Annotated in this window: 19 protein-coding genes and 1 pseudogene; 4 read left to right on the forward strand and 16 right to left on the reverse strand. The window is 56.9% G+C overall.

Annotation, left to right across the window (positions count from 1 at the left end; all coding sequences use genetic code 11):
* Positions 1 to 130: 130 nt before the first annotated feature.
* Positions 131 to 1,750, reverse strand: a complete 1,620-nt coding sequence (locus IEX01_RS07630; protein WP_188723595.1) for a peptide ABC transporter substrate-binding protein — start codon at positions 1,748 to 1,750, stop codon at positions 131 to 133.
* A 200-nt stretch (positions 1,751 to 1,950) separates the two neighbouring features.
* Between IEX01_RS07630 and mpaA the strand changes: the two genes are divergently transcribed.
* Entirely contained in the window at positions 1,951 to 2,664 is a 714-nt protein-coding gene (gene mpaA, locus IEX01_RS07635; protein WP_048887470.1) for a murein tripeptide amidase MpaA, read from the forward strand.
* Here the strand turns inward: mpaA and ycjG are convergent.
* Positions 2,655 to 3,620: an L-Ala-D/L-Glu epimerase gene (gene ycjG, locus IEX01_RS07640; RefSeq protein WP_188723596.1), complete on the reverse strand. Its 966-nt coding sequence runs from the start codon at positions 3,618 to 3,620 to the stop codon at positions 2,655 to 2,657. The genes mpaA and ycjG overlap by 10 nt on opposite strands.
* A 135-nt stretch (positions 3,621 to 3,755) precedes the next feature.
* Between ycjG and tpx the strand changes: the two genes are divergently transcribed.
* Entirely contained in the window at positions 3,756 to 4,262 is a 507-nt protein-coding gene (gene tpx / locus IEX01_RS07645; RefSeq protein ID WP_024561294.1) for a thiol peroxidase, read from the forward strand.
* A gap of 64 nt (positions 4,263 to 4,326) precedes the next feature.
* On the opposite strand, the gene tyrR is transcribed toward tpx, so the two are convergent.
* The 4 genes from tyrR to IEX01_RS07665 all read right to left on the reverse strand — a co-directional run bounded on the left by tyrR (position 4,327) and on the right by IEX01_RS07665 (position 9,157).
* Positions 4,327 to 5,889, reverse strand: a complete 1,563-nt coding sequence (gene tyrR, locus IEX01_RS07650; protein ID WP_028019910.1) for a transcriptional regulator TyrR — start codon at positions 5,887 to 5,889, stop codon at positions 4,327 to 4,329.
* 131 nt (positions 5,890 to 6,020) lie between these two features.
* The gene (locus tag IEX01_RS07655; protein WP_188723597.1) at positions 6,021 to 7,073 is read right to left on the reverse strand and encodes a YcjF family protein; all 1,053 of its coding nucleotides are present in this window, start codon (positions 7,071 to 7,073) and stop codon (positions 6,021 to 6,023) included.
* The gene (locus tag IEX01_RS07660) at positions 7,070 to 8,467 is read right to left on the reverse strand and encodes a YcjX family GTP-binding protein (RefSeq protein ID WP_034882076.1); all 1,398 of its coding nucleotides are present in this window, start codon (positions 8,465 to 8,467) and stop codon (positions 7,070 to 7,072) included. The genes IEX01_RS07655 and IEX01_RS07660 overlap by 4 nt, the downstream gene beginning before the upstream one ends.
* A 99-nt stretch (positions 8,468 to 8,566) precedes the next feature.
* Positions 8,567 to 9,157, reverse strand: coding sequence for a CGNR zinc finger domain-containing protein (locus IEX01_RS07665; RefSeq protein WP_188723598.1), 591 nt, complete (start codon positions 9,155 to 9,157; stop codon positions 8,567 to 8,569).
* Between the two features lie 273 nt (positions 9,158 to 9,430).
* Between IEX01_RS07665 and IEX01_RS07670 the strand changes: the two genes are divergently transcribed.
* Positions 9,431 to 10,312, forward strand: coding sequence for an alpha/beta fold hydrolase (locus tag IEX01_RS07670; RefSeq protein WP_188723599.1), 882 nt, complete (start codon positions 9,431 to 9,433; stop codon positions 10,310 to 10,312).
* Positions 10,313 to 10,454: 142 nt separating this feature from the next.
* Positions 10,455 to 11,474 carry a LacI family DNA-binding transcriptional regulator gene (locus IEX01_RS07675; RefSeq protein WP_188723600.1) on the forward strand — a complete coding sequence of 340 codons (1,020 nt, stop codon included), beginning with the start codon at positions 10,455 to 10,457 and terminating at the stop codon, positions 11,472 to 11,474.
* A 53-nt stretch (positions 11,475 to 11,527) separates the two neighbouring features.
* On the opposite strand, the gene IEX01_RS07680 is transcribed toward IEX01_RS07675, so the two are convergent.
* From IEX01_RS07680 to IEX01_RS07725, 10 genes and pseudogenes are all read right to left on the reverse strand, one after another.
* Positions 11,528 to 12,610: an ABC transporter ATP-binding protein gene (locus IEX01_RS07680; protein WP_188723601.1), complete on the reverse strand. Its 1,083-nt coding sequence runs from the start codon at positions 12,608 to 12,610 to the stop codon at positions 11,528 to 11,530.
* Between the two features lie 9 nt (positions 12,611 to 12,619).
* Entirely contained in the window at positions 12,620 to 13,303 is a 684-nt protein-coding gene (gene pgmB, locus IEX01_RS07685) for a beta-phosphoglucomutase (protein WP_024556154.1), read from the reverse strand.
* Positions 13,300 to 15,555, reverse strand: coding sequence for a glycoside hydrolase family 65 protein (locus IEX01_RS07690; RefSeq protein ID WP_188723602.1), 2,256 nt, complete (start codon positions 15,553 to 15,555; stop codon positions 13,300 to 13,302). Before IEX01_RS07690 ends, pgmB begins: the two co-directional genes overlap by 4 nt.
* The gene (gene ycjS / locus IEX01_RS07695) at positions 15,552 to 16,604 is read right to left on the reverse strand and encodes a D-glucoside 3-dehydrogenase (RefSeq protein ID WP_048887463.1); all 1,053 of its coding nucleotides are present in this window, start codon (positions 16,602 to 16,604) and stop codon (positions 15,552 to 15,554) included. The genes IEX01_RS07690 and ycjS overlap by 4 nt, the downstream gene beginning before the upstream one ends.
* 15 nt (positions 16,605 to 16,619) lie before the next feature.
* Positions 16,620 to 17,408: a 3-dehydro-D-guloside 4-epimerase gene (gene ycjR / locus IEX01_RS07700; protein WP_188723603.1), complete on the reverse strand. Its 789-nt coding sequence runs from the start codon at positions 17,406 to 17,408 to the stop codon at positions 16,620 to 16,622.
* Positions 17,409 to 17,426: 18 nt separating this feature from the next.
* Positions 17,427 to 18,478 (reverse strand): annotated as a pseudogene (gene ycjQ / locus IEX01_RS21700) (D-guloside 3-dehydrogenase).
* A gap of 28 nt (positions 18,479 to 18,506) precedes the next feature.
* Positions 18,507 to 19,349 (reverse strand): carbohydrate ABC transporter permease, encoded by an 843-nt coding sequence (locus IEX01_RS07710; RefSeq protein ID WP_024560148.1) that lies wholly within the window; start codon positions 19,347 to 19,349, stop codon positions 18,507 to 18,509.
* On the reverse strand, positions 19,336 to 20,217 hold the full coding sequence (locus tag IEX01_RS07715; RefSeq protein ID WP_188723604.1) for a carbohydrate ABC transporter permease: 882 nt from the start codon (positions 20,215 to 20,217) through the stop codon (positions 19,336 to 19,338). Before IEX01_RS07715 ends, IEX01_RS07710 begins: the two co-directional genes overlap by 14 nt.
* A gap of 24 nt (positions 20,218 to 20,241) precedes the next feature.
* Positions 20,242 to 21,531 carry an ABC transporter substrate-binding protein gene (locus IEX01_RS07720; protein ID WP_188723605.1) on the reverse strand — a complete coding sequence of 430 codons (1,290 nt, stop codon included), beginning with the start codon at positions 21,529 to 21,531 and terminating at the stop codon, positions 20,242 to 20,244.
* Between the two features lie 12 nt (positions 21,532 to 21,543).
* A complete protein-coding gene (locus IEX01_RS07725; RefSeq protein ID WP_188723606.1) occupies positions 21,544 to 23,226 on the reverse strand; it encodes an alpha-amylase family glycosyl hydrolase in 1,683 nt (560 codons plus the stop codon).
* Position 23,227: the final 1 nt, after the last annotated feature.

The raw sequence follows: 23,227 nt of genomic DNA on the forward strand, positions 1-23,227 counted from the left end.
GCTTCCCGCTATCTTCTTTGCCCTGGATTAAATCAAACCTTTGCCTGCCAAACGGAATACCGCCTGCGTTTGGCTGGCGCTTCCACCAGGAAGAGAAGCGCCTCGTCGCAAGCCTGCGCAGCGCTGCTCCTTAATGCTTAATAAGGTACATCGTGCGGCTGTAGGCGACATCTTCCGGGTTAGTGATGGGATAACCTTTAACCCAGGGCTTAATCAGGCGTCCGTTGGTGTATTGATAAATGGGCGCAATCGGAGCCTGGCTGGCGATAATATTTTCCGCCTCGTTATAGTCCGCATTACGCGCCTTTGTGTCGCTCTCAAGGCTCGCCTGCTCAAGCACCTTGTCGTAAGCGGGATCTTTAAAGCGGGCAATGTTGCCGCTGTGCGTTGAGGTCAGGAGCGAAAGAAAGGTGGACGGTTCATTATAGTCCCCCACCCAGGAGGCGCGAATCACGTCAAAGTTACCGGTGTTGCGGCTGTCGATATACGTTTTCCACTCCTGGTTTTGCAGCTTCACATCAACGCCCAGATTCTTCTTCCACATCGACGCCACAGCGATGGCTATTTTCTGATGGTTTTCAGAGGTGTTGTACAGCAGCGTCAGCTTAAGCGGACGACCAGGGCCGTACCCCGCCGCCTGCAACAGCGTTTTCGCCTGCAGGTTTAACTCCTGCTGGCTGGTCTCTTCCATCATGCCGACCGCGGGCTTAAATCCAGCCGTCACGTCCGGCGTAAATCGCCAGGCGGGCTTTTCGCCGGTGCCCAGCACTTTTTCGGCAATCAGACGGCGATCGATACTCATGCTCAGCGCTAGACGAACGCGCCTGTCCGCGGTTGGGCCTTTTTGCGTATTGAAGGCGTAATAATAGGTGCCCAGCTGCGGCGGCGTATAAACCTGGCCCGGGATCTGCTTTAAAAGTTTCTGGTAAAGGTTTTTCGGGAAAGACTCAGTAATGTCGATATCGCCTGCAAGGTAGCGTTTGGTGGCGGCGGATTCCTGGTTTATTGGCAAGAACGTGACCTTTTTCAACACCGTTTTGCCGTTATCCCAGTAGTTTTTATTAGGAACGACCACCAGTTTTTCATTGACTACCCGCTCGGCCAGCACAAAGGCGCCATTACCTACCAGGTTGCCGGGACGAGTCCAGTCAGCGCCCTGCTTTTCGATTACGGCGCCCGGCACCGGATAAAGCGCGACGTTAGCGGTAAGATTCGGGAAATAAGGCACCGGCTTATCCAGCTGCACCTTCAGCGTACGCGCATCCACCGCGCTGACACCGAGCTTATCCGCAGGCATTTTGCCGTCGATTATCGCCTGCGCGTTAGTGATGCCGCCAAGCGCCGCAAGCCAGGCGAAAGAAGAGGTCGTTTTAGGATCAACCAGGCGCCGCCAGCTGTAGACGAAATCCTGCGCCGTGACCGGCGTGCCATCGGACCAGCGCGCGTCATCCCTTAAGGTGAAGGTCCAGATACGGTTGTCGATGCTCTGCCACTTTGTCGCCACCCCGGGCGAGAGTTCGCCTTTTTCATTCTGGTTGACCAGGCCTTCAAAAAGATCGCGAAGCACCTGAATTTCCGGCAGACCGACAACCTTTGCCGGGTCCAGCGTCGCGGGTTCATCTTTGATATGGCGCACCAGTTCCTGGCGCTGTGCCAGGTTCACGCCAGGCGGCACTTGTGCAGCCCAGGCGACAGATAGCGTACCGGCCACCCAAAGTGCGCCTGCGGAAAGATAAACAGGAAACTTCATGCGATCCCCTCTCGTTAGTTAGCGCAACCCGTCATTGGGTTTCGTGTTGGCGAATTATTTGGGTTATCGGCAGCAATTGCAAACCGCACGTGCGCTTTTTGCACGCTCGCCGGAAGCGAAACCAGATAGAGGAGCAGGTTGAATTATCAGTAGTTTTGCACAACACTGCCAGAAACCCCGCCACCAGATTAAGGTACTCCATGACCGCTTTACGTCCTCGCCCGCAGCGCGGGCCACTGCCGCCCGGCGCGGAACGCTACGGCGCTTCCGTGCTCGGCGCTCCGCTGCTCTGGTTTCCCGCCACGCAGCCCAGCGCGCAGAGCGGGCTTATTATTGCCGGCACGCATGGCGATGAAAACGCGGCGATGGTGACGCTCTCCTGCGCGCTTCGCACGCTGGAATCAAGCCACCGTTTGCATTCGGTGGTGCTGGCGGTGAACCCGGACGGGTGCCAGCTTGGCCTGCGCGCTAACGCGCGCGGGGTGGATCTCAACCGTAACTTCCCCGCCGCCAACTGGAAGCCGGGCGAGACGGTTTATCGCTGGAACAGCGCCGCCGAGGCGCGCGACGTCACGCTCTCCACCGGCGAACACCCCGCCTCCGAGCCGGAAACCGCCGCGCTTTGTCAGCTCATTCATCAGAGTAAACCCGCCTGGATAGTCTCGTTTCACGATCCGCTGGGCTGCATTGAAGACCCGGCGCGTAGCCCGCTTGGCGAGTGGCTTGCCAGCGCCTTCGCCCTGCCGCTGGTAGGCAGCGTCGGGTACGAAACGCCAGGCTCGTTTGGCAGCTGGTGCGCCGACATGGATCTGCCCTGCATTACGGCGGAGTTTCCGGCTATCTCCGCTGACGAAGCCACCGAGCGCTATCTGGCGCCCATGACAGCGCTGCTGCACTGGCAACCTCAAAGATGAAGCGTGCCGGTCGTGAAGTTAAGGGAGGGCTCGACATCCACCGCAAGCCAGGTGGGACCGTCGAGGTCGGCGAAGCGCACCAGCGGCGCCAGTGGCAATGCGGCGCTGATGGCCCGGGAAGTGCAAAGCATGCAGCCCAGCATAAGGCCGAATCCCTGCGCCTTCGCCTGCTGCGCCAGCGCCAGCGCTTCCGTCAGGCCACCGGTTTTATCAAGTTTGATGTTGACCATCTCGTAACGCCCTGCGAGCCCCGGCAGGCTTTCGCGCGTGTGGCAGCTTTCATCGGCGCAAATGGGCAGTGGATGAATAAAGGTTTCCAGCCCCTTATCGTCGTTCGCTGGCAAAGGTTGCTCAAGCATCGCTACGCCGAGATCCGCCAGCAACTGGCAGCGGGCCGCCAGCCCCTCGCTGCGCCAGGATTCGTTGGCATCGACGATTAATAGCGCCTGCGGCGCCGCTTCGCGAATGGCGACGATACGTTCGGTAAGCAGATGATCGTCGAGTTTCACTTTCAGCAGCCGCGCCCCTTTCTCCCACAGCGCCGCCGCGCTCGCCGCCATCTGATCCGGCGTGCCGATAGAAACGGTCTGGGCCGTGGTGATAGCCTGCGGCATCGCGATGTGCAGCAGCGCAGACAGGTTCAGACCGCTGCGCCGCGCCTCAAGATCCCAGAGCGCGCTGTCTATCGCATTGCGGGCCGCCCCTGCGGGCAGAAGCGTTTGCAGCCCCGCGCGGTCGAGCCCCGCCTCCAGCTGCGGCCCTACCGCCATGATCTGCGCCATGACGGAATCCACGCTCTCGCCGTAACGCGGGTAAGGGGTGCATTCCCCTGCGGCTTTAATGCCCTCTTCCACCAATTCCACCACTACAACGGTCGCCTCATTACGGCTGCCCCGGGCAATGACAAAGGGGGAGTGCAGGGGCCAGGCTTCCTGATAGACTTTTACGCTTCTCATTATTTTCCTCGCATCGGGCTTTGCCTCAGTATAGCGAGGAGAAAGTTGCCCTGCCGTTCAGTTTTTTATATTCAAGGCGGTAATCATGACTTAAACTAGCGGCGACGTTAACTATATGTAAACAGGAAGATAATCATGTCACAAGTCGTCTATTTTCAGGGCAACCCGGTTTCCGTAGCAGGCCAGATCCCGCAGGCAGGCAGCAAGGCGCAGCCGTTTAGCCTGGTCGCCAAAGATCTGTCTGATGTCGCGCTGAGCCAGTTTGCCGGTAAGCGCAAAGTACTGAACATTTTCCCGAGCATTGATACCGGCGTCTGCGCGGCCTCTGTACGCAAGTTCAACCAGCTGGCGACCGATATGGAGAACACCGTGGTGCTGTGCATCTCCGCCGACCTGCCGTTCGCCCAGTCTCGCTTCTGCGGCGCGGAAGGCCTGAGCAACGTTATCACCCTCTCCACCCTGCGTAACCCGGAGTTCCAGCAGGCTTACGGCGTGGGCATCAGCGAAGGCGCGCTCAAAGGCCTGACCGCGCGTGCCGTGCTGGTTATCAACGAAAACGACGAGGTGGTCTTCAGCGAGCTGGTGAATGAAATCACCCACGAGCCGAACTACGACGCGGCGCTGGATGCACTGAAGGCGTAATCGCCACATAAAAAAACCCCTCTCAGAGGGGTTTAATCAGAAAAACCTCCTGCGGGAGGTTTTTTTATTCTTCGCCTTTGCGCTGGCTCAGGCCGTATTCGCGCAGCTTGTTAGCGATTGCCGTATGCGAAACGCCAAGGCGGCGAGCGAGTTTCCGGGTGCTGGGATAGGTGCGATAAAGCTGGACCAGCACCGAACGTTCGAAGCGGCGGGTAATATCGTCAAGCGAGCCTTCCATCGCCTCTTCGCCCACTGGCAGCGCGGCGGCGTCAAAATCGGGCAGCAAAATATCCTGCGGGCGCAGTTCATACCCTTCAAGCTGGGCAAGCCCACGATAGACGGCGTTTTTCAACTGGCGAACGTTGCCCGGCCAGCCGTAGCGCGTCATCACCGTACTCAGATCGTGTGCCAGTTTGGGTCGTGCGATTCCCTGCTCGTCGGCAAAGCGGGCAACAAACATCTCCGTCAGCGGCATGATGTCCTGCGGACGATCGCGCAGCGGCGGCAGGTTAAGGGTCAGGACATTCAACCGGTAATAAAGATCTTCGCGGAACGCCCCTTTCTGCACCAGTTCCACCAGGTTTTTTTGCGTGGCGCAAATGACGCGCACGTCTACATGCACCTCGTGCTCTTCGCCCACCCGGCGGAATGTGCCGTCATTAAGAAAACGCAGCAGCTTCGCCTGCATGCGCGGGGACATCTCGCCTATCTCGTCCAGCAGCACCGAGCCGCCGTTAGCCTGCTCAAAAAAGCCTTTTTTTCCTTCCACGGCGTTAGCGTAAGCGCCCGGCGCATGGCCAAACAGCTCACTTTCCACCACATCTTCCGGGATTGAAGCGCAGTTAAGCGCAAGGTAAGGTTTGCCCGCGCGCGGGCTCGCCTGATGGCAGGCGTGCGCCAGCAGGTCTTTACCGGTCCCTGTGTCGCCCACTATCAGCAGCGGCGCGTTGAGCATCGCCATTTTGCGCGCCTGCTCCACCACCTGACGCATTTTCGGGCTGACGGCGATGATATGGCTGAACGCGTTGAGATCCTGGCTTGAAATGTTCTGCAACTGGCGCCCCATGCGCACCGTTGAGCGCAGCATCACCACCGCGCCCGTCAACACGCTACCGCCGCCGTCGTCATCCAGGTGCACAGGGGTGATTTCCATCAGAAAGTTTTGTCCATTGATGACTACGTGCTCGGTGTGCGACCCTTCAGGGTTGCTTTCCAGCCAGCGCTGGAAGTTAAAGCCGTTAATCAACGCGGCGGCGTTATGGTTGCGAAGCCGCTCTTCATTCTGGTTAAAGAGCGCGCAGCTCGCCGGGTTGGCAAGCTCCAGCTTGCTTTTCATATCCAGTGAAAAGACCGGTTCCGGCAACGCTTCCAGCAGCGCGCTTAACGAGCGGTGCTCGCGCTCGGAAGGCATCCAGGGGACTTTTCTGACGTCCGTTACGCCGGGAATACGACGGATTTCCGTCATCAGGTCGCTGAAGGCAGAGAACTCCAGCTCGGCGAAATTCAGGTAGATCCGCCCGACAGGGTCAATTTCAATTCCGCGTAAATCAATATTGCGCAGCACCAGAAGATCCAGCAGCTCGCGGGTCAGACCAAGGCGGTCTTCACAAAATACTTCCAGACGCATCAGTGCACCTACACGTATAAAGCCAACGAATAACTGAATGATACTTCAGAAGAAGGATGTGCGGAACATTCTGTCAACAAATATTTACAGAGTAACGGAAAAACGGGCGCCTGGCTGTAAACGGGGCGGCATCACGCGCCGCCCTTGCCTTTTTGCATCGTCTCTTTGAGCTGCGTCAGAAGCTGACGGCGGAAATCGCCCAGGCGGGGTTTGTCATCGTCAAGCCAGGGCAACGGACGGCAAAGCTCCATCGTTTTGATGCCGAGCCGGGCGGTTAAGAGCCCTGCGCCAATACCCTGCGCCGCTCTGGCGGAAAGCCGGGCGGCGAGATCCTGCGAAAGCCAGTCCATACCAATCTCGCGCGCCAGTTCGCTCGCGCCGGCGAAGGCGATATTCAACAGCACCAGGCGAAATAGCCGGATACGGCTAAAGTAGCCCAGTTCGATGCCGTAAATGGCGGCGAGGCGGTTGATAAGCCGCAGATTGCGCCAGGCGATAAACGCCATGTCCACCAGCGCCAGCGGGCTGACCGCAATCATCAGCGTCGATTCTGCCGCCGAGCGGCTGATTTCGCGCCGCGCCTGGCTGTCCAGCACCGGCTGCACCAGATGGGCATACAGAGTGACCACTTCGCGATCGCTATGGGTTTCGTGAAGCGTCGCATACCAGCGCTGCATCGCCGGGTGTCCTTGATCCAGCCCCGCCTGCGCGGCAAGCTTCTCGCAGAAGGCGCGCCCTTTGCCCATACTCTGGCTATGCAGCAGTTCCCGCGCTTCGTCGCGCTCATCAGCGCGCTGGCGCAATCGCCATAACCTGCGCCACTCGGTGGCTAGCGAACCGACGCCCGCCGCCACGATAAGTCCGCCTGCGGCACAGCCGCCAAGCGCTATCCAGTCCTGGGTTTGCCAGGCGTTTATCGTCCACTGTACGCCCTGCGCCACGACGCTTGCGCCGAAGAGCGCCAGTCCGGCGGTCACCATCCGCCGCCAGATGCTGCGCCGGGGCCGCAATGCTGCTTCCACCACCGCCTCCGCCTGCCCCTCTTCCGGGACTTCGCCGGTCGCCGCCGGGATAAATTTCTCCGCTTCTGGCTCGTTAAAAGCGCGGGCGGCTTTCAGCTGTTCGCGCTTCTCGGCTTCCAGCGGCTGCGCAAAATCAATGCGCGGTTTAATCGGATCGCTCATCGCAGTTTGTCTCCTGTTAAAAACTCCAGCGCGGCGTCGAGCCGGATGTGCGGCAGCGGCTGATCGACATCCATCACCTGCGGGCGAAAATTCTCAAACTGAAAACCCTGGCTTTCCCAGAATGCGCTCCCAGGCAGGCGCGGCGGCACCTCTCCGGGATAAAAGGTAAGCGGCGCGCCGTCGCTCAAACGGTGCCCGCGCAGCGCCGGGATCTTCTCACCATGATGATCGACCAGCCCGCTTTGCGTCGCCTGCACGGAAGCAAGCCCCATGCAGTCCATGCTGATGCCCTCAAACGCGGCGTTTTGCCAGGCATCCTGCACCAGCTGTTGCAACAGCGACACCAGATTAGCGTGCTGGTCTACCGTAACGTGATCCGCCTTGGTCGCGGCGAACAGCAGCTTATCAATCACGGGTGAAAAGAGGCGGCGAAACAGGGTGCGCTGACCATAGTGAAAACTCTGCATCAGTTGCGTCAGCGCAAGGCGCATGTCGTTGAAGGCCTGCGGCCCGCTGTTGAGCGGCTGCAAACAATCCACCAGTACAATCTGGCGATCGAAGCGTAAAAAATGGTTTTTATAGAACCCCTTCACCACTTTCTCACAGTAATAGTTGAAGCGCTCGCGCAGCATCCCGATGTTGGTCGATTTATCCGCCTGCGCCAGCTTTGACTCTCCCACGGCGTCCACATCGGGCCAGGGAAAAAACTGCAGCGCCGGCGCGCCCGCCATGTCGCCTGGCAGCACGAAGCGCCCCGGCTGAATGAAGTGCAGCCCTTCACGCTTGCAGGCCAGCAAATAGTCCGTCCACGCCTGTGAAATTTCCGCCAGCCGGTTTTCATCCGCCTGCGCCAGCGGGTCCAGCCCTTCGCACAGCGCGCGCCAGCGGCGGGACCAGACTTCACGGTCGCCTTTAAGCAGCCCGGTCATTTGCCGCGACCAGCTGAGGTAATCCTGCGCCAGCATTGGCAAATCGAGCAGCCACTCGCCGGGATAATCGACAATTTCCAGATAAAGCGTCGAGGTTTCTTTAAAATGGCGCAGCAGAGATTCCCGCGAGCGAAAGCGCAGCGCCAGACGCATTTCGCTGACGCCGCGGGTAGGTGTCGGCCAGGCGGGCGGCTCGCCGTAAAGCTGCGCCAGACCTTCGTCATAGGCAAAACGTGGCACGCCGAGATCCCGTTGCGGCACGCGCTTTACGCCGAGCAGGCGCTCTTCGCGCACGGCGCTGAAGAGCGGTAGCCTGGCTCCGCTGTTGACTGACAAGAGTTGATTCACCAGCGAGGTGATAAAAGCGGTTTTACCGCTACGGCTAAGGCCGGTGACGGCCAGCCGCAAATGGCGATCCACGCCGCGGTTAACCAGAGACTGCATTTCGTTTCTGAATCGCTGCATCATTGTTATGGCGTCCGCAAATACTCAGGAATGGCTGTAATATTAACAGCTAAGGCCGTTATAAACCCGCGTCGGCGCCGCTGCGCGCAGCGTTCCGCCCTAGCCTCGCTTTTGCTGCCTGAACCTGGCGACTTTCGCCCGGTTGCCGCAGAGCGCCATGCTGCACCAGCGGCGGCGGTGGGATTTCGTTCTGTCATAAAACCAGAGGCAGCACTCAGGATGCTCGCATTCCCGCACCAGCTCGAACTGGGGCTCAGCCAGCAGCGACGCCGCCAGCTCCGCGACAGGCGCGAGTAATTGCGCAGGCGTCTGGCTGGCATAGATCCGCTCAATGCGCAGCGCGCCATCCTCTCCCGTCACCAGTTGCTGATGACTATTGGCTGAAGCCAGATAGCGATTAAGCGGCGCCGGATTGACCGCCTCGCCCGCCTTTTTCTGTGCCACCAGCGTTCTGATTGTTTCGCGCAGCTCACGCGCTTCATGCAAAAGCGCACCCGGTTCGAAAGGGGTTTCATCCGGCAGCGCGACCAGGCCGGATTGCGCCAGCCAGGCTTTTACATCGTCGTCACGCTGCCAGAAGTCATGCCGTTGCCCCTCTGCCAGCGCCACCGTATTAAGAAAATCCAGCGCGCCGTGATCCGCCAGAAAGAGCGGTCCGTTAGCGAACGGTGCGGGAAAGAGAGAATTCACGGCCAACCTCCTGCGTAACAACAAAGGGCTATTGTAACCTCAAAAACCTGGTTTAGCAGTTACAAGATATTCCGCAGGCGCTTATCCCGCCAGACATCGTTCAGTATCAAACAATTAACACGAGGAAAAAGTAAGGATGCAGGACGGTTGATTGCCGGATAAGACTGGAACCCTCTTTGAAACCCTTAAAAATTAGTTTGACTGGTTACAAAGGTTCGTCATACTGACATGGAGTAACCGCTAAACTGATTTTTAATAGTTACATAAGAGGCCATGACGATGAACCAGCATTACCCGGTACGTTATCAATTCACTGAAGCAGACGGCATTCGCGTGTTCTATCGAGAAGCCGGCGCGCCTTCTAACCCAACGCTGTTGCTGCTCCACGGTTTCGCCAGCTCATCGCATCAGTTTCGTGAGCTGATCCCGCTGCTGGCTGACAAATTTCATCTGGTCGCCCCCGATCTTCCCGGCTTCGGGTTTACGGAAGTGCCGACTGAGCGGAATTATCGCTACACCTTCGACGCCTTCGGCGAGACGCTGACCGCATTTGTAGATGCGCTGGGGCTGGAACGTTATGCCCTTTACGTGTTTGATTACGGCGCGCCTGCCGGGTTGCGCCTGGCGCTGAATTACCCGGAGCGGGTAACCGGTCTGGTTTCACAAAACGGCAACGCCTACCTTGAAGGGCTGGGAGACGCCTGGGCGCCGATTCGTGCTTACTGGGATACGCCGTCGGCGGAAAATCGCCAGCTTGTGCATGACGCCGTGCTGAATCTGGAAGGGATCCGCTGGCAATATCTGCATGGCGTGAAGAACCCGGAACGGGTGGCGCCGGAGACCTGGCAGCTGGACGCCCTGCTGCTTGAACGCCCTGGAAATAAAGAGATTCAACTCGATCTGTTTCTGGATTATGCGAACAACCTTAAACGCTATCCTGATTTCCAGGCTTTTTTCCGCCAGCGCCAGCTTCCTTCCCTGATAATCTGGGGCGAGCACGATCCCTTTTTCATTCCCCCGGGCGCGCATGCGTATCAACGCGATAACCCCAACGCCGTGGTGGAGCTGCTGGATACCGGCCATTTCGCGTTGGAAACGCACGTTGAGCAGATAGCCAGCTGCATTCGCGAAGTGATTGGCGGCGAAAAGCGATAAACCTCAAAATAGCCGCTCCCGCGTAGCGGCTATTGCCTCATTTTTCTCTGTGCCTCCCGGCAGTCCGCTTTGCGAATGGACATCTTTTATACGCTTACGTAAGATGTTCCCGTTTTGACGAAGTGACGGAGCACTGTCGACAATGTCCCCCACTATTTATGATATTGCCCGCGTGGCGAAGGTCTCTAAATCCACCGTCTCCCGCGTACTGAATAATCAAACCAATATTTCCCCACAGGCGCGAGAGCGCGTTTTAAAAGCGATAGAAGAATTAAACTATCAGCCAAATATTATGGCCCGCGCCCTTTCGTCGGCAGGCTTTGATGCCATTCTGGTCATCACTACGCGCTCGACCAAAACAACAGCGGGCAATCCTTTTTTCTCTGAAGTGCTGCACGCCATAACCGCCCGGGCGGAGAAGGAAGGTTTCGACGTTATTTTACAAACGTCGAAAGATCCCCAGGACGCCCTGAATAAATGTTTGCTCAAAATCCGCCAGAAGATGATTAAAGGCATTATTATGCTGAGCTCGCCCATGGACGACACGTTTTATAGCGAGCTGGAGAAATGCGCCGTTCCTGTGGTGGTGATTGGTAAAGTCGCGGGCAATTATCGCAATATTTATTCTGTTGATACCGATAATTTCGGCGACAGCCTGAAGCTTACCGAAGCGCTCATCGCACGTGGTCATCGACGGCTCGCCTGTCTCCACGCGCCGCTGGACCACCATGTCAGCGTTGATCGGCTGGCGGGCTTTAAGGCGGCGCTGGAAAAACATCATCTGGATTGCGATCCCAGTCTTATCGTTGATGGCGGTTATACTCAGCAGAGCGCGCTGGCGGCGGCTGAAACGCTGCTTTCGCTACCCTCGCCGCCCGACGCGATTTTCGTTGCCGATAGCCTGAAAATGGTCGGCGTTTACCGCGCGGCGGCGATGAAAAATATCGTCATCGCACAGCAACTTTCCATTATTGGTTACGGCAATGAGATGCTCTCTCTTACGTTAACACCTGAGCCGGGCGGCATTAACGTGCCGACGCAGTCGTTAGGGGAAAAAAGCAGTGAGGTGCTTTTTGATATTATTGCCGGGCGCAAAGCGCAGCCGGAAGTGATTATTCCCACCCGCATACTGCTTAAAGGTTCACTGCGAAATGAGAATTAACTTATCTGCCTGCTGAAATTCATTAAAAAGGCCGGGCATATCCCGGCCCGGTTTTAGCTAATCACGCACTCTGTTTCGACATCGAAGAAGTGGCTTTTTTGCATATCAAACCACAGCGGAATAGTTTCACCCGCCTGATAATCTTTTTCTGCGCTGGCGCGCACCACCAGTTCATGACCGCCGACGGTGCAATAAAGCATAAACTCCGCTCCGGTTAATTCCGCCACGCTGATATGCGCTGAGACAGGCTGCCCATTGCCGGGCTGCGTCAGAATATCTTCCGGACGAATGCCGAGCACCACTGCTTTTCGCTGATAGCCGCGATCGTTGAGCGACTTCAGTAAATGCGGCGGTACCTGCAGCTTAAGCGTTTCGGTGACAAAGCAATCGCCGTCAATCGCGCCGCGGACAAAGTTCATGGCTGGCGAGCCAATAAAACCCGCCACAAACATATTTGCCGGATGGTTATAAACCTCTTTCGGCGCCCCCACCTGCTGTACGATACCCTCTTTCATGATGACGATGCGTGTCGCCATGGTCATCGCTTCGGTCTGATCATGAGTCACATAAATCATGGTGGTATTAAGCTTCTGGTGCAGCTTGCTGATCTCTGCGCGCATCTGCACGCGGAGTTTGGCGTCGAGGTTTGAGAGCGGCTCATCCATTAAAAAAACGCCCGCCTCACGCACAATCGCCCGTCCGAGCGCCACGCGTTGGCGCTGCCCGCCGGAAAGCGCGCCGGGTTTACGCTTGAGATACTCTTTCAGCCCCAGAATTTGCGCCGCCCACATGACTCGCCCGTCAATTTCTTGCGGGTCGATCTTTTGCATTTTCAGGCCGAACGCCATGTTGTCGTAAACCGTCATATGCGGGTAGAGCGCGTAGTTCTGAAACACCATGGCGATGTTGCGCGCCTTGGCGGGCACATCGTTCATCCTCACGCCGTCAATTAGCAAGTCGCCGCCGCTTATCTCCTCAAGCCCGGCTATCATGCGAAGCGTCGTGGACTTGCCGCAGCCAGAAGGGCCGACAAAGACAATGAACTCTTTATCGGCAATCTCCAGGTTGAAATCTTTTACCACATGCACCTGGTTGTCATAAATTTTTTGGATATGTTGTAAGGAGAGCTGAGCCATAGTTATCCCTCAGTGGCTGGACGCGCAAGCGCGTTGTTGTTGGTTCCAGAAAGCCTCTAGCCGCGGCCAGGTAAGCTCTTCAGTACTGTCCAGCAGCAGATCCGCATGCTTTAGCCCAACGCCGATACCCACGGAAAGCATGCCGCTGGCGTTAATCGCCTCAATGCCCGCCTGCGCATCTTCAATTCCGATACAGCGTGCCGGGTCGACCTTTAGCCCCTCGCAGGCGGCGAGAAAAATTTCCGGGTCCGGCTTGGAGCGTTTAAGCCTGCTTGCATCGGCGCAAAAATCGAAATGCGATTGCAGACCCAGCGCGGTCAGGATTGCCGGCGCATTGAGCGACACCGAAGCCAGACCCGTTTTAATCCCCTGCGCTTTTAACGTATGCAACAGCGAAGTCATGCCCGGCAGCACGGATTGCGGGGTAAGCTGTGAAAGCGAATCAACGTACAGTGCGTTTTTTCGCCCTGCCAGCGCCTCGCGGGCCGACAGGTCGAACGCCGCGTCTTTGCCGCCATGGCGCAAAATGCGCTCAAGTGAAGCCATACGGCTGATGCCTTTGAGCTCAGCATTGAATTTTTCATCGATCATAATGCCCACTTCCGCCGCCACGTTGCGCCAGGCGACAAAATGCAGGTGCGCCGTGTCGGTAATAACGCCATCGAGATCGAAAATCACTGCTTGCGGTTTCATATGCCCTCCTGGCTGGTACCGCTCCCGGACGCCGGGATAAAAAAATCGGCTCTGCCGTCCACTTCAACCGCTTTGCCGCACACATGCAGCATGACCGGCCCATCGCTCTCTACGCTTAACTGCTGGTGCGTCAGGGTGAGGTAAAGCTTGCGGCCGCGCCAGCAGCAGGGAAACGCCACGCTGGTCCACGCCTTCGGCAGCGCCGGGTTAATGTGCAATTCATCCTGCATTGCCACGACGCCCGCAAACCCCTGCACCGCGCCAAGCCAGATAGCGCCGCTGGCGGCGGCATGAATACCGTCGTCGCTGCTGTGCGGCGCGTCGCCGAGATCTATCTGGCACCCTTCCCGCCAGAAGCGGTACGCCTGTTCAGGCTCGTGGCAGCGCGCGGCGACAATTCCATGAATCGCCTTGCTGAGCGAGGAGTCATGAATGGTGCGCGGTTCGTAATAAGCCAGGTTTGCCCGCAACACCGGCTCACCGTACAGCCAGGGCAGCATGTACAGCAGCATCACCACGTCCGCCTGCTTCAGGATCTGCATCTCGTTCACTTCGGCGCGCGAGTAATCCAGCAATATCGACTGACTGCCAGCGTTCGCTTTATAGCGCGTGAGATCGATAGTCGGTTTACTGAAAAACGTGTCGTCCTGTGGGATAACGCCGTCAGGGCGTGGCTGCGGCAGCCTCAGGCGGGCGAGAAAATCGTCCAGCTGGCTGCTGAAAGCCTCATCGGGTTTAGCAAAACGCTTGCTGAAATGGCGGGCCATCGCCACGTTGTAGCAGGCGAGATAGTTGGTATAGGCGTTGTTATTCACGTGCTCCGTGTATTCATCCGGGCCAATGACATCATGCAGTTCGAGCGCGCCGTCGACCTCAGTCGCCCGGCTTAACCAGAAGCGCGCAGTTTCTCTCAGTAGCTCCACGCCCTCTTTCGCCATAAAGGCGTCATCGCCCGTTGCCTGATAATACGCCACGACGGCCCAGGCGATATCCGCCACAAGGTGATGCTCCGCCAGTGCAGACGCGACTTTTTGCCGCAGCCCGGTACGGATATTAATTGCAGCCCAGGCAGGGGTTTCTTCTTCGCCAGTGCGTCCACTTTCCCAGGGAAACAATGCGCCGGCAAAACCGTTCTGCTGCGCTTTATTGTGGGCGCCGGCGAGGTTCAACCAGCGGTAGCGCAAAAGCTGACGCGCGATTTCCGGCTGCGTGTACAGATGGACAGGCAACAGGAAGACCTCCGTATCCCAGAAAACATGCCCTTTGTAACCTTCGCCCGTTAACCCCTTCGCCCCGATGCTGCTGCGCTCATCATGAACCGGCGTCATGGCCGCCAGATGATAAAGCGCGAAATCCAGCGCGCGTTGATCGCCCTGCGTCTCGCTCTGCACTGTTACCCGGCATTGTCGCCACCATGCCTGCCATACGGCGGCAGAGGCGCCAAGCAACGCTTCATACCCCTGCTCCATGCAGGTACTCAGTTGCGCAAGGCTGGTCTGGCCCGCCTCTTTTGGCACCTCGCCATCCAGCCACCGCTCAATCAGGCAATACTTATCTAGCGTTAGCGTCTCGCCGGGCTTGAGTTCGCAAAAGCTATGCTGTTGTAGCCGACGGTTTTTAGCGGAGAAGCTCACCTGAGCGCGGGGCGAAACCAGGCAGGCGCAGGTGATAGCGACGTGCGCGTCCTTGCTGCGGGTGCGGTAAATAGCCTGCATGGTCTGCTGATCAAATACGCGAACCTGCGTTTCATCCAGATGCTGGCGGCCCGCGTTGGTTTGCGTGGCGTCGATGCCCGTTGCTATGTTGATGCAACATTCGCTGTTGTGCGGCGTAATGGAAATACGCTGGCAAAAAAGGGCGTTATTGTGGCGAGAGAGAAATCGTTCGCAGAGCAGCGTATAACGCTGACCGCTTACCGATTCCCAGACCGCCTCGCGCCGCAGTTCACCTGTGGCAAAGCGCAGCTCGCGACGATAGCTCAGCAGCTTGCCGGCAAGCAGGTTGACTATCTCACCGTCAATCTCAATATGCATCCCCACCACATCTGGCAGATTCACCAGCTCGCGCGGCTCCTCTTCCCCGGCGCGATGATAAAGCCCGGCGAGAAACATACCGCGCGTTTGGGTGGTGTAGCCCTCTTCATGCGTGGCGCGAATGCCAAGGTAGCCGTTGCCTGCCGCCATCAACGTGGCGTACTTGTTGTGCCGCTGCGGGTCGAAGCGTGCTTCGACCAGCGAACTGATGTCGCTCATAATTCCACACACTTCCCTGTTTCCGCCGCCTGATAAATGGCGGCGACAAGTTGTTGAATAAGGTATCCCTGCTCAGCATCGGCAATGGGCGCCGGCTTGCCCTGCACGGCTTCAAGAAAGGCCTCCATGCTGCGCTGATGCCGCTTGTCATCCGCCTTTTCACGCTGTAACAGCGTCACGAGGTCGCCATCCACATCTTCATATATGTGCGCTGGAAAAAGCGTAGCGCCCGCTTTATCGCCGCAGAACTCTACGTTCATGACGGACTGCGGGATGATATTCAGCGCAAAAGAGGTTTCGAGGCGCAGAATGCCGCCATGAGCGAACTCCAGAGTGGCGAACACAGCGTCTTCCACCGTATAAGCCGCTGGATCCCAGTAGCCAAACTGGCCGCTGTTTTTACGGGTGCCGAGTTTCTGATAGGCATGCGCCGTGACCCGACGCACCTGCGGAAAGCCCAGCACAAACAGCGCGGCGTCAAGCATATGGATGCCGATGTCGATAAGCGGCCCGCCGCCCTGCAACGCTTTATTGGTAAAAACGCCCCATCCTGGCACGCCGCAGCGGCGGAGCGCGCGGGCGTTAGTGACGTAGACCTCGCCAAGCTCCCCCGCCGCCACGCGCTGGCGCAACAGCTGGCAATCCAGGGCGAAGCGATGATGAAAATCGTAGGCCAGCACTCTGCCTGCCTGGCGCGACGCCTTACGCATCTCGTCTGCTTCCTGCGGCGTCATGGCGGGCGGTTTTTCGCACATGACGTGACAGCCTGCCGCCAGCGCCTGCATGACATGCTCGTGATGAAAGCGGTTCGGTGAACAGACGCTCACAACATCAGGGCGACATTCTCGCAGCAGCGTCTGCGCATCGGTAAAGACGTGTTCAACGGCGTAGCGTTCAGCGAACGCCTGCGCCTGTTGCTGGTTGCTGTCACAGACAGCCACCAGTTCCACCTCTTTACGCGCGCTATAAAACGAGGCATGGACTTTATCCGCCACCTGACCGGCGCCGATAATGGCGACCCGCAGCGGCAAGGGATTGTTAGCACTCATCTTGCGCGCCGCCTCTTAACACTGACGCAGAAAGTTCAGCGACTGCTGGTACGCCGCCGCGGGATCCTCCGCGCGAATGCGGCATTCATAGACGACGTAACCGTCGTAACCATCCGCCCGCAGTTGGTCAAAGTGCTTTTTGAAATCGATAGCGCCGCTGCCCGGCTGATAGCGGTGGTTATCAGCGATATGCACATGGCCTAGCAGATCGCGGTTGTCGTGAAAGGCGGCGCTGATATCGTCCTCTTCGATATTCATGTGATAAAAATCGCCAATAATTTTCACATGCTGTAAGTCGCCTTCCACGATATAGCGGCGCGCGTCCACCAGGGTGTTAATCATGTGATCCTGGTAGCGGTTAAGCGGCTCGAGGAAAACGGTAGTGCCGGTACGCGCCGCGACGCCGTCCAGGTAACGCAGGGAGTCGCTCACCGCTTTGCGGTCCCCTTCCAGGCTTCGCGGCGACGTCATTGGCGGCAGGCGGAAGGTGAACATGCCCCAGGCGGCGGGCACGACAATGCCTTTGCCCCCCACTTCCGCCAGCGCTTCCAGAATGCTGGCTATCTGCTTAAGACCATTGAGGCGGCGCTCTTCAATGAAGTCACCGATCCAGCCGTCGTAGCCACCGCAGGCGGTAGTGACTGGCAGCCCGGTTTCAACAATGGCGGATTTCACCGCTTTGAGGTTATCAACCAGCAATTTGCCGTCTATCTCAAAGCCATCAAATCCCATTGCTTTGATATAGCGAAACTTCTCTAAAATATTCTGCGGAAAAAAAGCCTGGTTTTGCGTAGCGATTTTCATTATTTGTTCATCCATGAATTAAAAAGTGACGCCCATTTTGATGCTCAACTCCGGGTGCTGGTCGACGTATTTCATATAGCTGTCAGCGCTCTGCTGGAAGGTAACGACCGGGTCTATCAGATCCTCGCAATTGAGATAACCGTTCATCAGCAGTTCCCAGCAGGTTTCTTCGATGCGTTTGCGGCTCCAGCGCGGATAGTCCGGGTTCGGCTCGCTGCCGGCGCGGGAAAACACAATTTTCGCATTGTTAAAGTGCGCCTCGCGCCCCAGGTTGAACCCCGCCGGGAACGGCTTGGCGAAAGCGACATAAGAGATAGTGCCGCCATAGGCGATGCCGCGCAGCGCCGCCTGCAGCGCATCGGCGTGACCGCTGGTTTCAATAATCACGTCAGCGCCCTGTTTGCCGGTCAGCTTTTGATCTCAAGCCCGACATCGGTTCCCACCGGGCTTAAACAATGATCAGCGCCGTGACGGCGGGCAATCTCGCAGCGATGCGCAATCGGGTCGACGCCGATGACCACGGATGCGCCCGCTTTTTTCGCCAGTTGAATAGCTATCTGGCCTATCGCGCCCAGGCCCACGACAACCACGAAATCACCCACGCGGACATTAGCGTCGCGCACGCCGCTCATGGCGAACTGGGCCGGGTCGTAGCAAACCGCGTTTTTCCACGATGCGCCTTGCGGCATTTTGCGCAGTTTGTAGTTGTTCACCGCGTTGACGATAACCGTCTCCATCAGCGGGCCGTAGGTGCAGACCTGCTCGCCGAGAGCGTAATCCGTCACCTCAGCGCCGCACTCGACTATCTCGCCAACCACCATGTTGCCAAGCTGGAAATTGCCGAATTCAATGCCTCGCGCAGCCCCTTCCGGGCGCGGCACGAACAGTTGCCACTCGGCAGAGAACTGCTCATCGATAAACGGGCTGGCGGCGCGAAAGTCCACCACTTCGGTGCCGTGTTTCGGCGCGCCGTAGCGCACGCGGATTTTCACTTCACTGGCCGCCACCGGGCGGTCTTCGTACTCCACCAGCGCCGCAACGCGGGGCGCTTTAGCAATCAACTTCTTCATTTCAATCTCCGTATTAAAAATGACCCGGTTAGCCCTTCACGCCACCGTCAGTCGAACCGCTCTTAATAAAACGTTCAGAAAGCGCGTACATCACAACCACCGGCAAGGCGGTGACCAGCGATGCCGCCATCATGCGTCCCCAGATATAATCGGGCGTGCTGAAGAGCGCATTCAGTCCCACCGGCAACGTGAAATTGCCAGCGCTGGAAAGGAAAATGGAAGCGAACAGATAATCGTTCCAGGCCACCATAAAGCAGTAGACAAAGACCGATATCAGACCGGATACCGCGAGCGGCACCGTGATGTAGAAGATAATTTGCAGACGGTTAAGACCGTCCATCATCGCCGCTTCTTCAATCTCATCCGGAATGGTGTCGAAGTAGCTTTTCAGCATGAATACTGCGGTAGGCAGAGTTTGCGTCACCATGGTGAGGATGATGGCAAGTTGCGTATCGTAAATGCCAAGCGCAGTGATGATTTTAAATAAGGGCACGACCAACAGAATGCCCGAGAACATATAGACCGTGTAAAAGCTGGCGTTGATGGTCATACGTCCTTTAAAGCGCAGCTTCGAGAGCGCATACGCGCCCAGTATGCCGATAAACACCGCCACGCCGGAGGCGGTTAAAGAAACCACCAGACTGTTACGGAAATAGGTAACAAACGGAAAGATCAGCGGGTTAAAAATGTCGACATAATGCTCCAGCGTCCAGTGCTGCGGGAACAGCGTCGGGTGCAGCGATATCGCCTCTTTCGCGCTTTTGAACGAGGTCATCAACATCACGAAGAAAGGAAACAACGTGAAGATAAGAAAGAGCGCCAGCCCGGCGTAAAAGCTGATGCGGCGAAGCGTACGTTTACTTGTTGCCATGGAGATTCACCCGTTTTCTGGTAATGAGGATGACAGCGAAAATGATGATGAAGAGCACCACTGAAATCGCCGAGGCTTTACCGAGGTCATTAAACGCGAAGGCGGTTTTGTAGAGATAGACGCCCAGAATGTCGACTTTCGTCGTTAACAGATAGACATCGGCGAACATGTAAAACATCCAGATGGTGCGAAGCGTCAGTACTGTCGCCAGCACAGGCATAATGGCGGGCAGCGTGACGATGCGAAAACGTTGCCAGGCGTTGGCTCCGTCCATCTCCGCCGCCTCGTAGAGCGATTTGTCGATAGTCTGAAGAATGGCGAGAAACGAGATAAAGGCGTAGGGGAAATAACGCCAGATGGCGAACAGCACCACCAGCACAAAACTGCTGCCAGGGTTATCGAACCAGAGCGGCGCCTCGTCATAGAAGTGCAGCAAGTCGCCTGCGATCCAGTTCACTACGCCATAGCCGTTGTTAAACATATATTTCCAGGCGAACACCAGCGAAATCGACGGCGTAACATAGGAGAGGATCACGAGCGAACGGGCCGTTTTACGCAGCCGGAATTCCCGGTTAAAGAAAATCGCGATCGCCAGCCCAAGCGTCGTGCTGCCAAGCACCACCAGCGCGGTGTACCAGAACGTCACCCACAGCGAATGCCAGAACGCGGCATCGGTAAGTATTTTGATGTAATTATCCAGGCCAACGAACCGCGAGATTAACCTTGGGTTCAGCGGCAGGCGCAGGAAACTGATTTCAATATTCGATAGCATTGGCCAGGCGACCAACCCTCCCAGCAACAGCAGGCTGGGCATGAGGAGGAACATGGCGAACGGCATATCAGAACGGCCGGAAAGCACTTTCTTCATGAACGTCATTCCTTGTGCAGAGAATTAGTGCTGCTGCACCAGTTCAACGAGGCGCTTCTGCCCCTTCGCGAGCGCGGATTGCGGCGCCTGTTGGCCGACCGTTACGCTATTTACCACTTCGTTGATGACCCCGGAGCCCGTTACGTCGCCCATACGGGTAAAGTTCTTATCGCCAACCGAGCCGAAGACTTGCACGTTGGGATACTGGGCGATCAGTTCATTAGTGAGCACGCTAAAGGCCTGGATGACCGGGTTCGCCTTATAGGCGGGCGTATCGACGACCGCTTTGTTCACCGGCAGCGCCGCGCCGGGAGACATCAGCACCCACTGCGCGGCGTGAGGCGCTTGCTCCATAAAAGCGATAAATTTTTCCGCGGCGTCAGTCTCCTCCTCGCTTTGCCCGGCGGTAATGGTCAGAGAGGTAACCATGCCGTAAACGGCGGAGGATTTTTGCGTCGGCACGATAAAGCCGAGATCTTTCGGGTCGCCCTCTTTAAAGACGGCGGGCAGGATGTAGGTGGAGTAAATGGCCATCGGCGCCGTGCCGTTCATGAAAGCGTCTTTAATTTCCATAACGTCATTAGAGCCGGGCATTGCGAGTGCAGCGAGTTTGCCGTAATAATTGAGCGCCTCGCGCATTTCCGGCGTGTCGAGCGTTATCTCCCCCTGGGCATTAAACACATTGGCGCCGTTAGAAAGCGCGAACTGGGAAAAAGCCTGTTCGGTCATCACGCTTTCCGCCGTTGGCAGCGCAATGCCATATTTTTTTTGCGCCGGATTAGCAAGCCTGGCGGCGGCGGTCAGCAGCGAGTCCCAGCCTGTCGGCTCGCTCAGACCCGCCCCGGCGAGCGCTGATTTACGATACCAGACGCCCTGCAGCCAGGAGCTCATCGGCACCCCCGTCCAGGCTTTGCCATCTTCGGTACGAACGATGCGCAATACGCCGTCATAGAACATGCCTTCACCAATTCCGGCAATAACCTGCTGCACCGCATCGCGATCGATAAGCTGTTCCTTATCCATCACCTTGGCGTAGTCATGGCTTATCTCGATAACTTCAGGCAGGGAGCCTGAACGTGCGAGGGTAGTGACTTTGGTGTTATAGGCGTCCTCTTCCACCGGCACTGGTTTAACCCTGATGCCGGGATTTTCTCTTTCAAACTCCGCGATGAGTTGATTAATTACCGCCTGGCGCTCCTGTTCAACGGAGGAGTGCATAAATTCAATGGTGGTGGCGTTATCCTCTTGCTTACAACCTGAAATCAGGGCGCACGCCACCAGTGCTGATAACAGCACGCGTTTATTTTTCCACATAATGCGTTCCTTTTATGCTTTGCTAAGCCACATTGCCTGCCAGGGGTTGAGGGTAATTTCCGGCGCGTTAATTACGGCATCACTTATTAATTCACGACGCCAGCCTTCCGTTAATAACACCGTCTGCGCCGTATTTCCCAGATTAAATATTGCCTTAATCTCTTCGCCATTTAAGGCGCGGCGAACAATAACGAAAAGCTGCTCACTGAGTAATTCCGCACGAAATTCACCGTCCGGATGAAAAGCGGCATGATTACGACGAACATTAATTAAATGGCTTAATTGCCGCCAGGTTTCATGACGTAAATTGCCACTGCTGTTTAGCGCTTGCGCTATTTCAGCCTCAGTATATTTTTGACGGTTAATCGCGCGATTATAACCCAGTCGCTTCACGCCCTCTTCGTCATTGCGCGAGCCCAGAATGCTTTGAATATAAACCGCCGACACGCCCGGGAAGCTCAGCAGAATCGCGTGAGCCAGAAGAAAACGGGACAGCCTTGTTGAGTCGCTACAGCCGCGGGTGTTAAGCGCATCCATATACGTGACGTTCACTTCATAAGGGCTGCGGCTGCCGTCCGGGTTATTTTTCCAGTTAACCCGCGCGCCCTCGGCCTGCAGGTCTTCCACCAGCGCCAGGATTTCCGCCTCGGGCAGAATGCCGCGCAGCGGATTGAGCCCGATGCCGTCGTGGGAAGCAAGAAAATTAAACCAGGTCGTGTCGCCGCCGCTGGCATCAAGGCTGTTGGCCCAGTCGCAGAGCGTGCGGGCGCTACGCGTGTGAATAGCATGCAGCACCAGCGGCGGCAGCGGGAATTGATAAACCATCTGCGCTTCGTCATGCCCGTTGCCCAGGTAGGAAATATTGTCTTTATGCGGGACGTTTGTTTCCGTGATGATGACGGTACCAGGCGCAACATAGTCCACAATAGCGCGAAAGAGTTTCACCAGCAGATGCGTTTTCTCAAGGTGAATGCAACAGGTGCCTGGCGTCTTCCACATAAAACCCACCGCGTCGAGCCGGACATACTGCGCCCCCTCTTTGAGGTAGTGCAGCAGCACGTCTACCATCGCCAGCAGCACTTCTGGACTCGCGAAATTAAGGTCTATCTGATCGTCGCTGAAGGTTGTCCAGAGGTGTCTGACCTGGCCGTCGGCAAGCGTAAAAGGCGTCAACAAAGGGAGCGCGCGCGGGCGTGTGACGGCGGAAAGATCGGTCGACGGGTCCACCGCAATAAAAAAATCTTCATAGCCTGGCTTTTGGTGCAGATAATTGCGAAACCATTCGCTTTTCGCCGACATATGGTTGCAGACAAAATCAAACATCAGGCGGGCGCTTTGTCCCAGGCGTGCTACGTCATCCCAGTCGCCATTAATCGGGTCAACCTGGTGATAGTCAATAACCGAAAAACCGTCGTCCGAAGACCAGGGATAAAAAGGCAGAAGGTGCACATGCGAGAAAGTCGAGCGTAAATAATTATCAAAAAAACGTTTAAAAGTAGCGAGTCGACTTTCGCCCGGTGAACTAAACTGGTCGGCATACGTAATCAATACCACATCGCTTTCATCCCACCCTCTTTTACGAGAAACGTTGATTTCCCGGCGGGCGTTATTCATATTTTCTGATAAGCGTAGGTAGTGTTCTTCTTTAAATTTTTCACCGTATATCGCGGCGAGAGAGTTTTTTATGGCATCCATT

Origin of the sequence: Franconibacter daqui (assembly GCF_014644275.1) — a bacterium.
Lineage (GTDB): Bacteria > Pseudomonadota > Gammaproteobacteria > Enterobacterales > Enterobacteriaceae > Franconibacter > Franconibacter pulveris.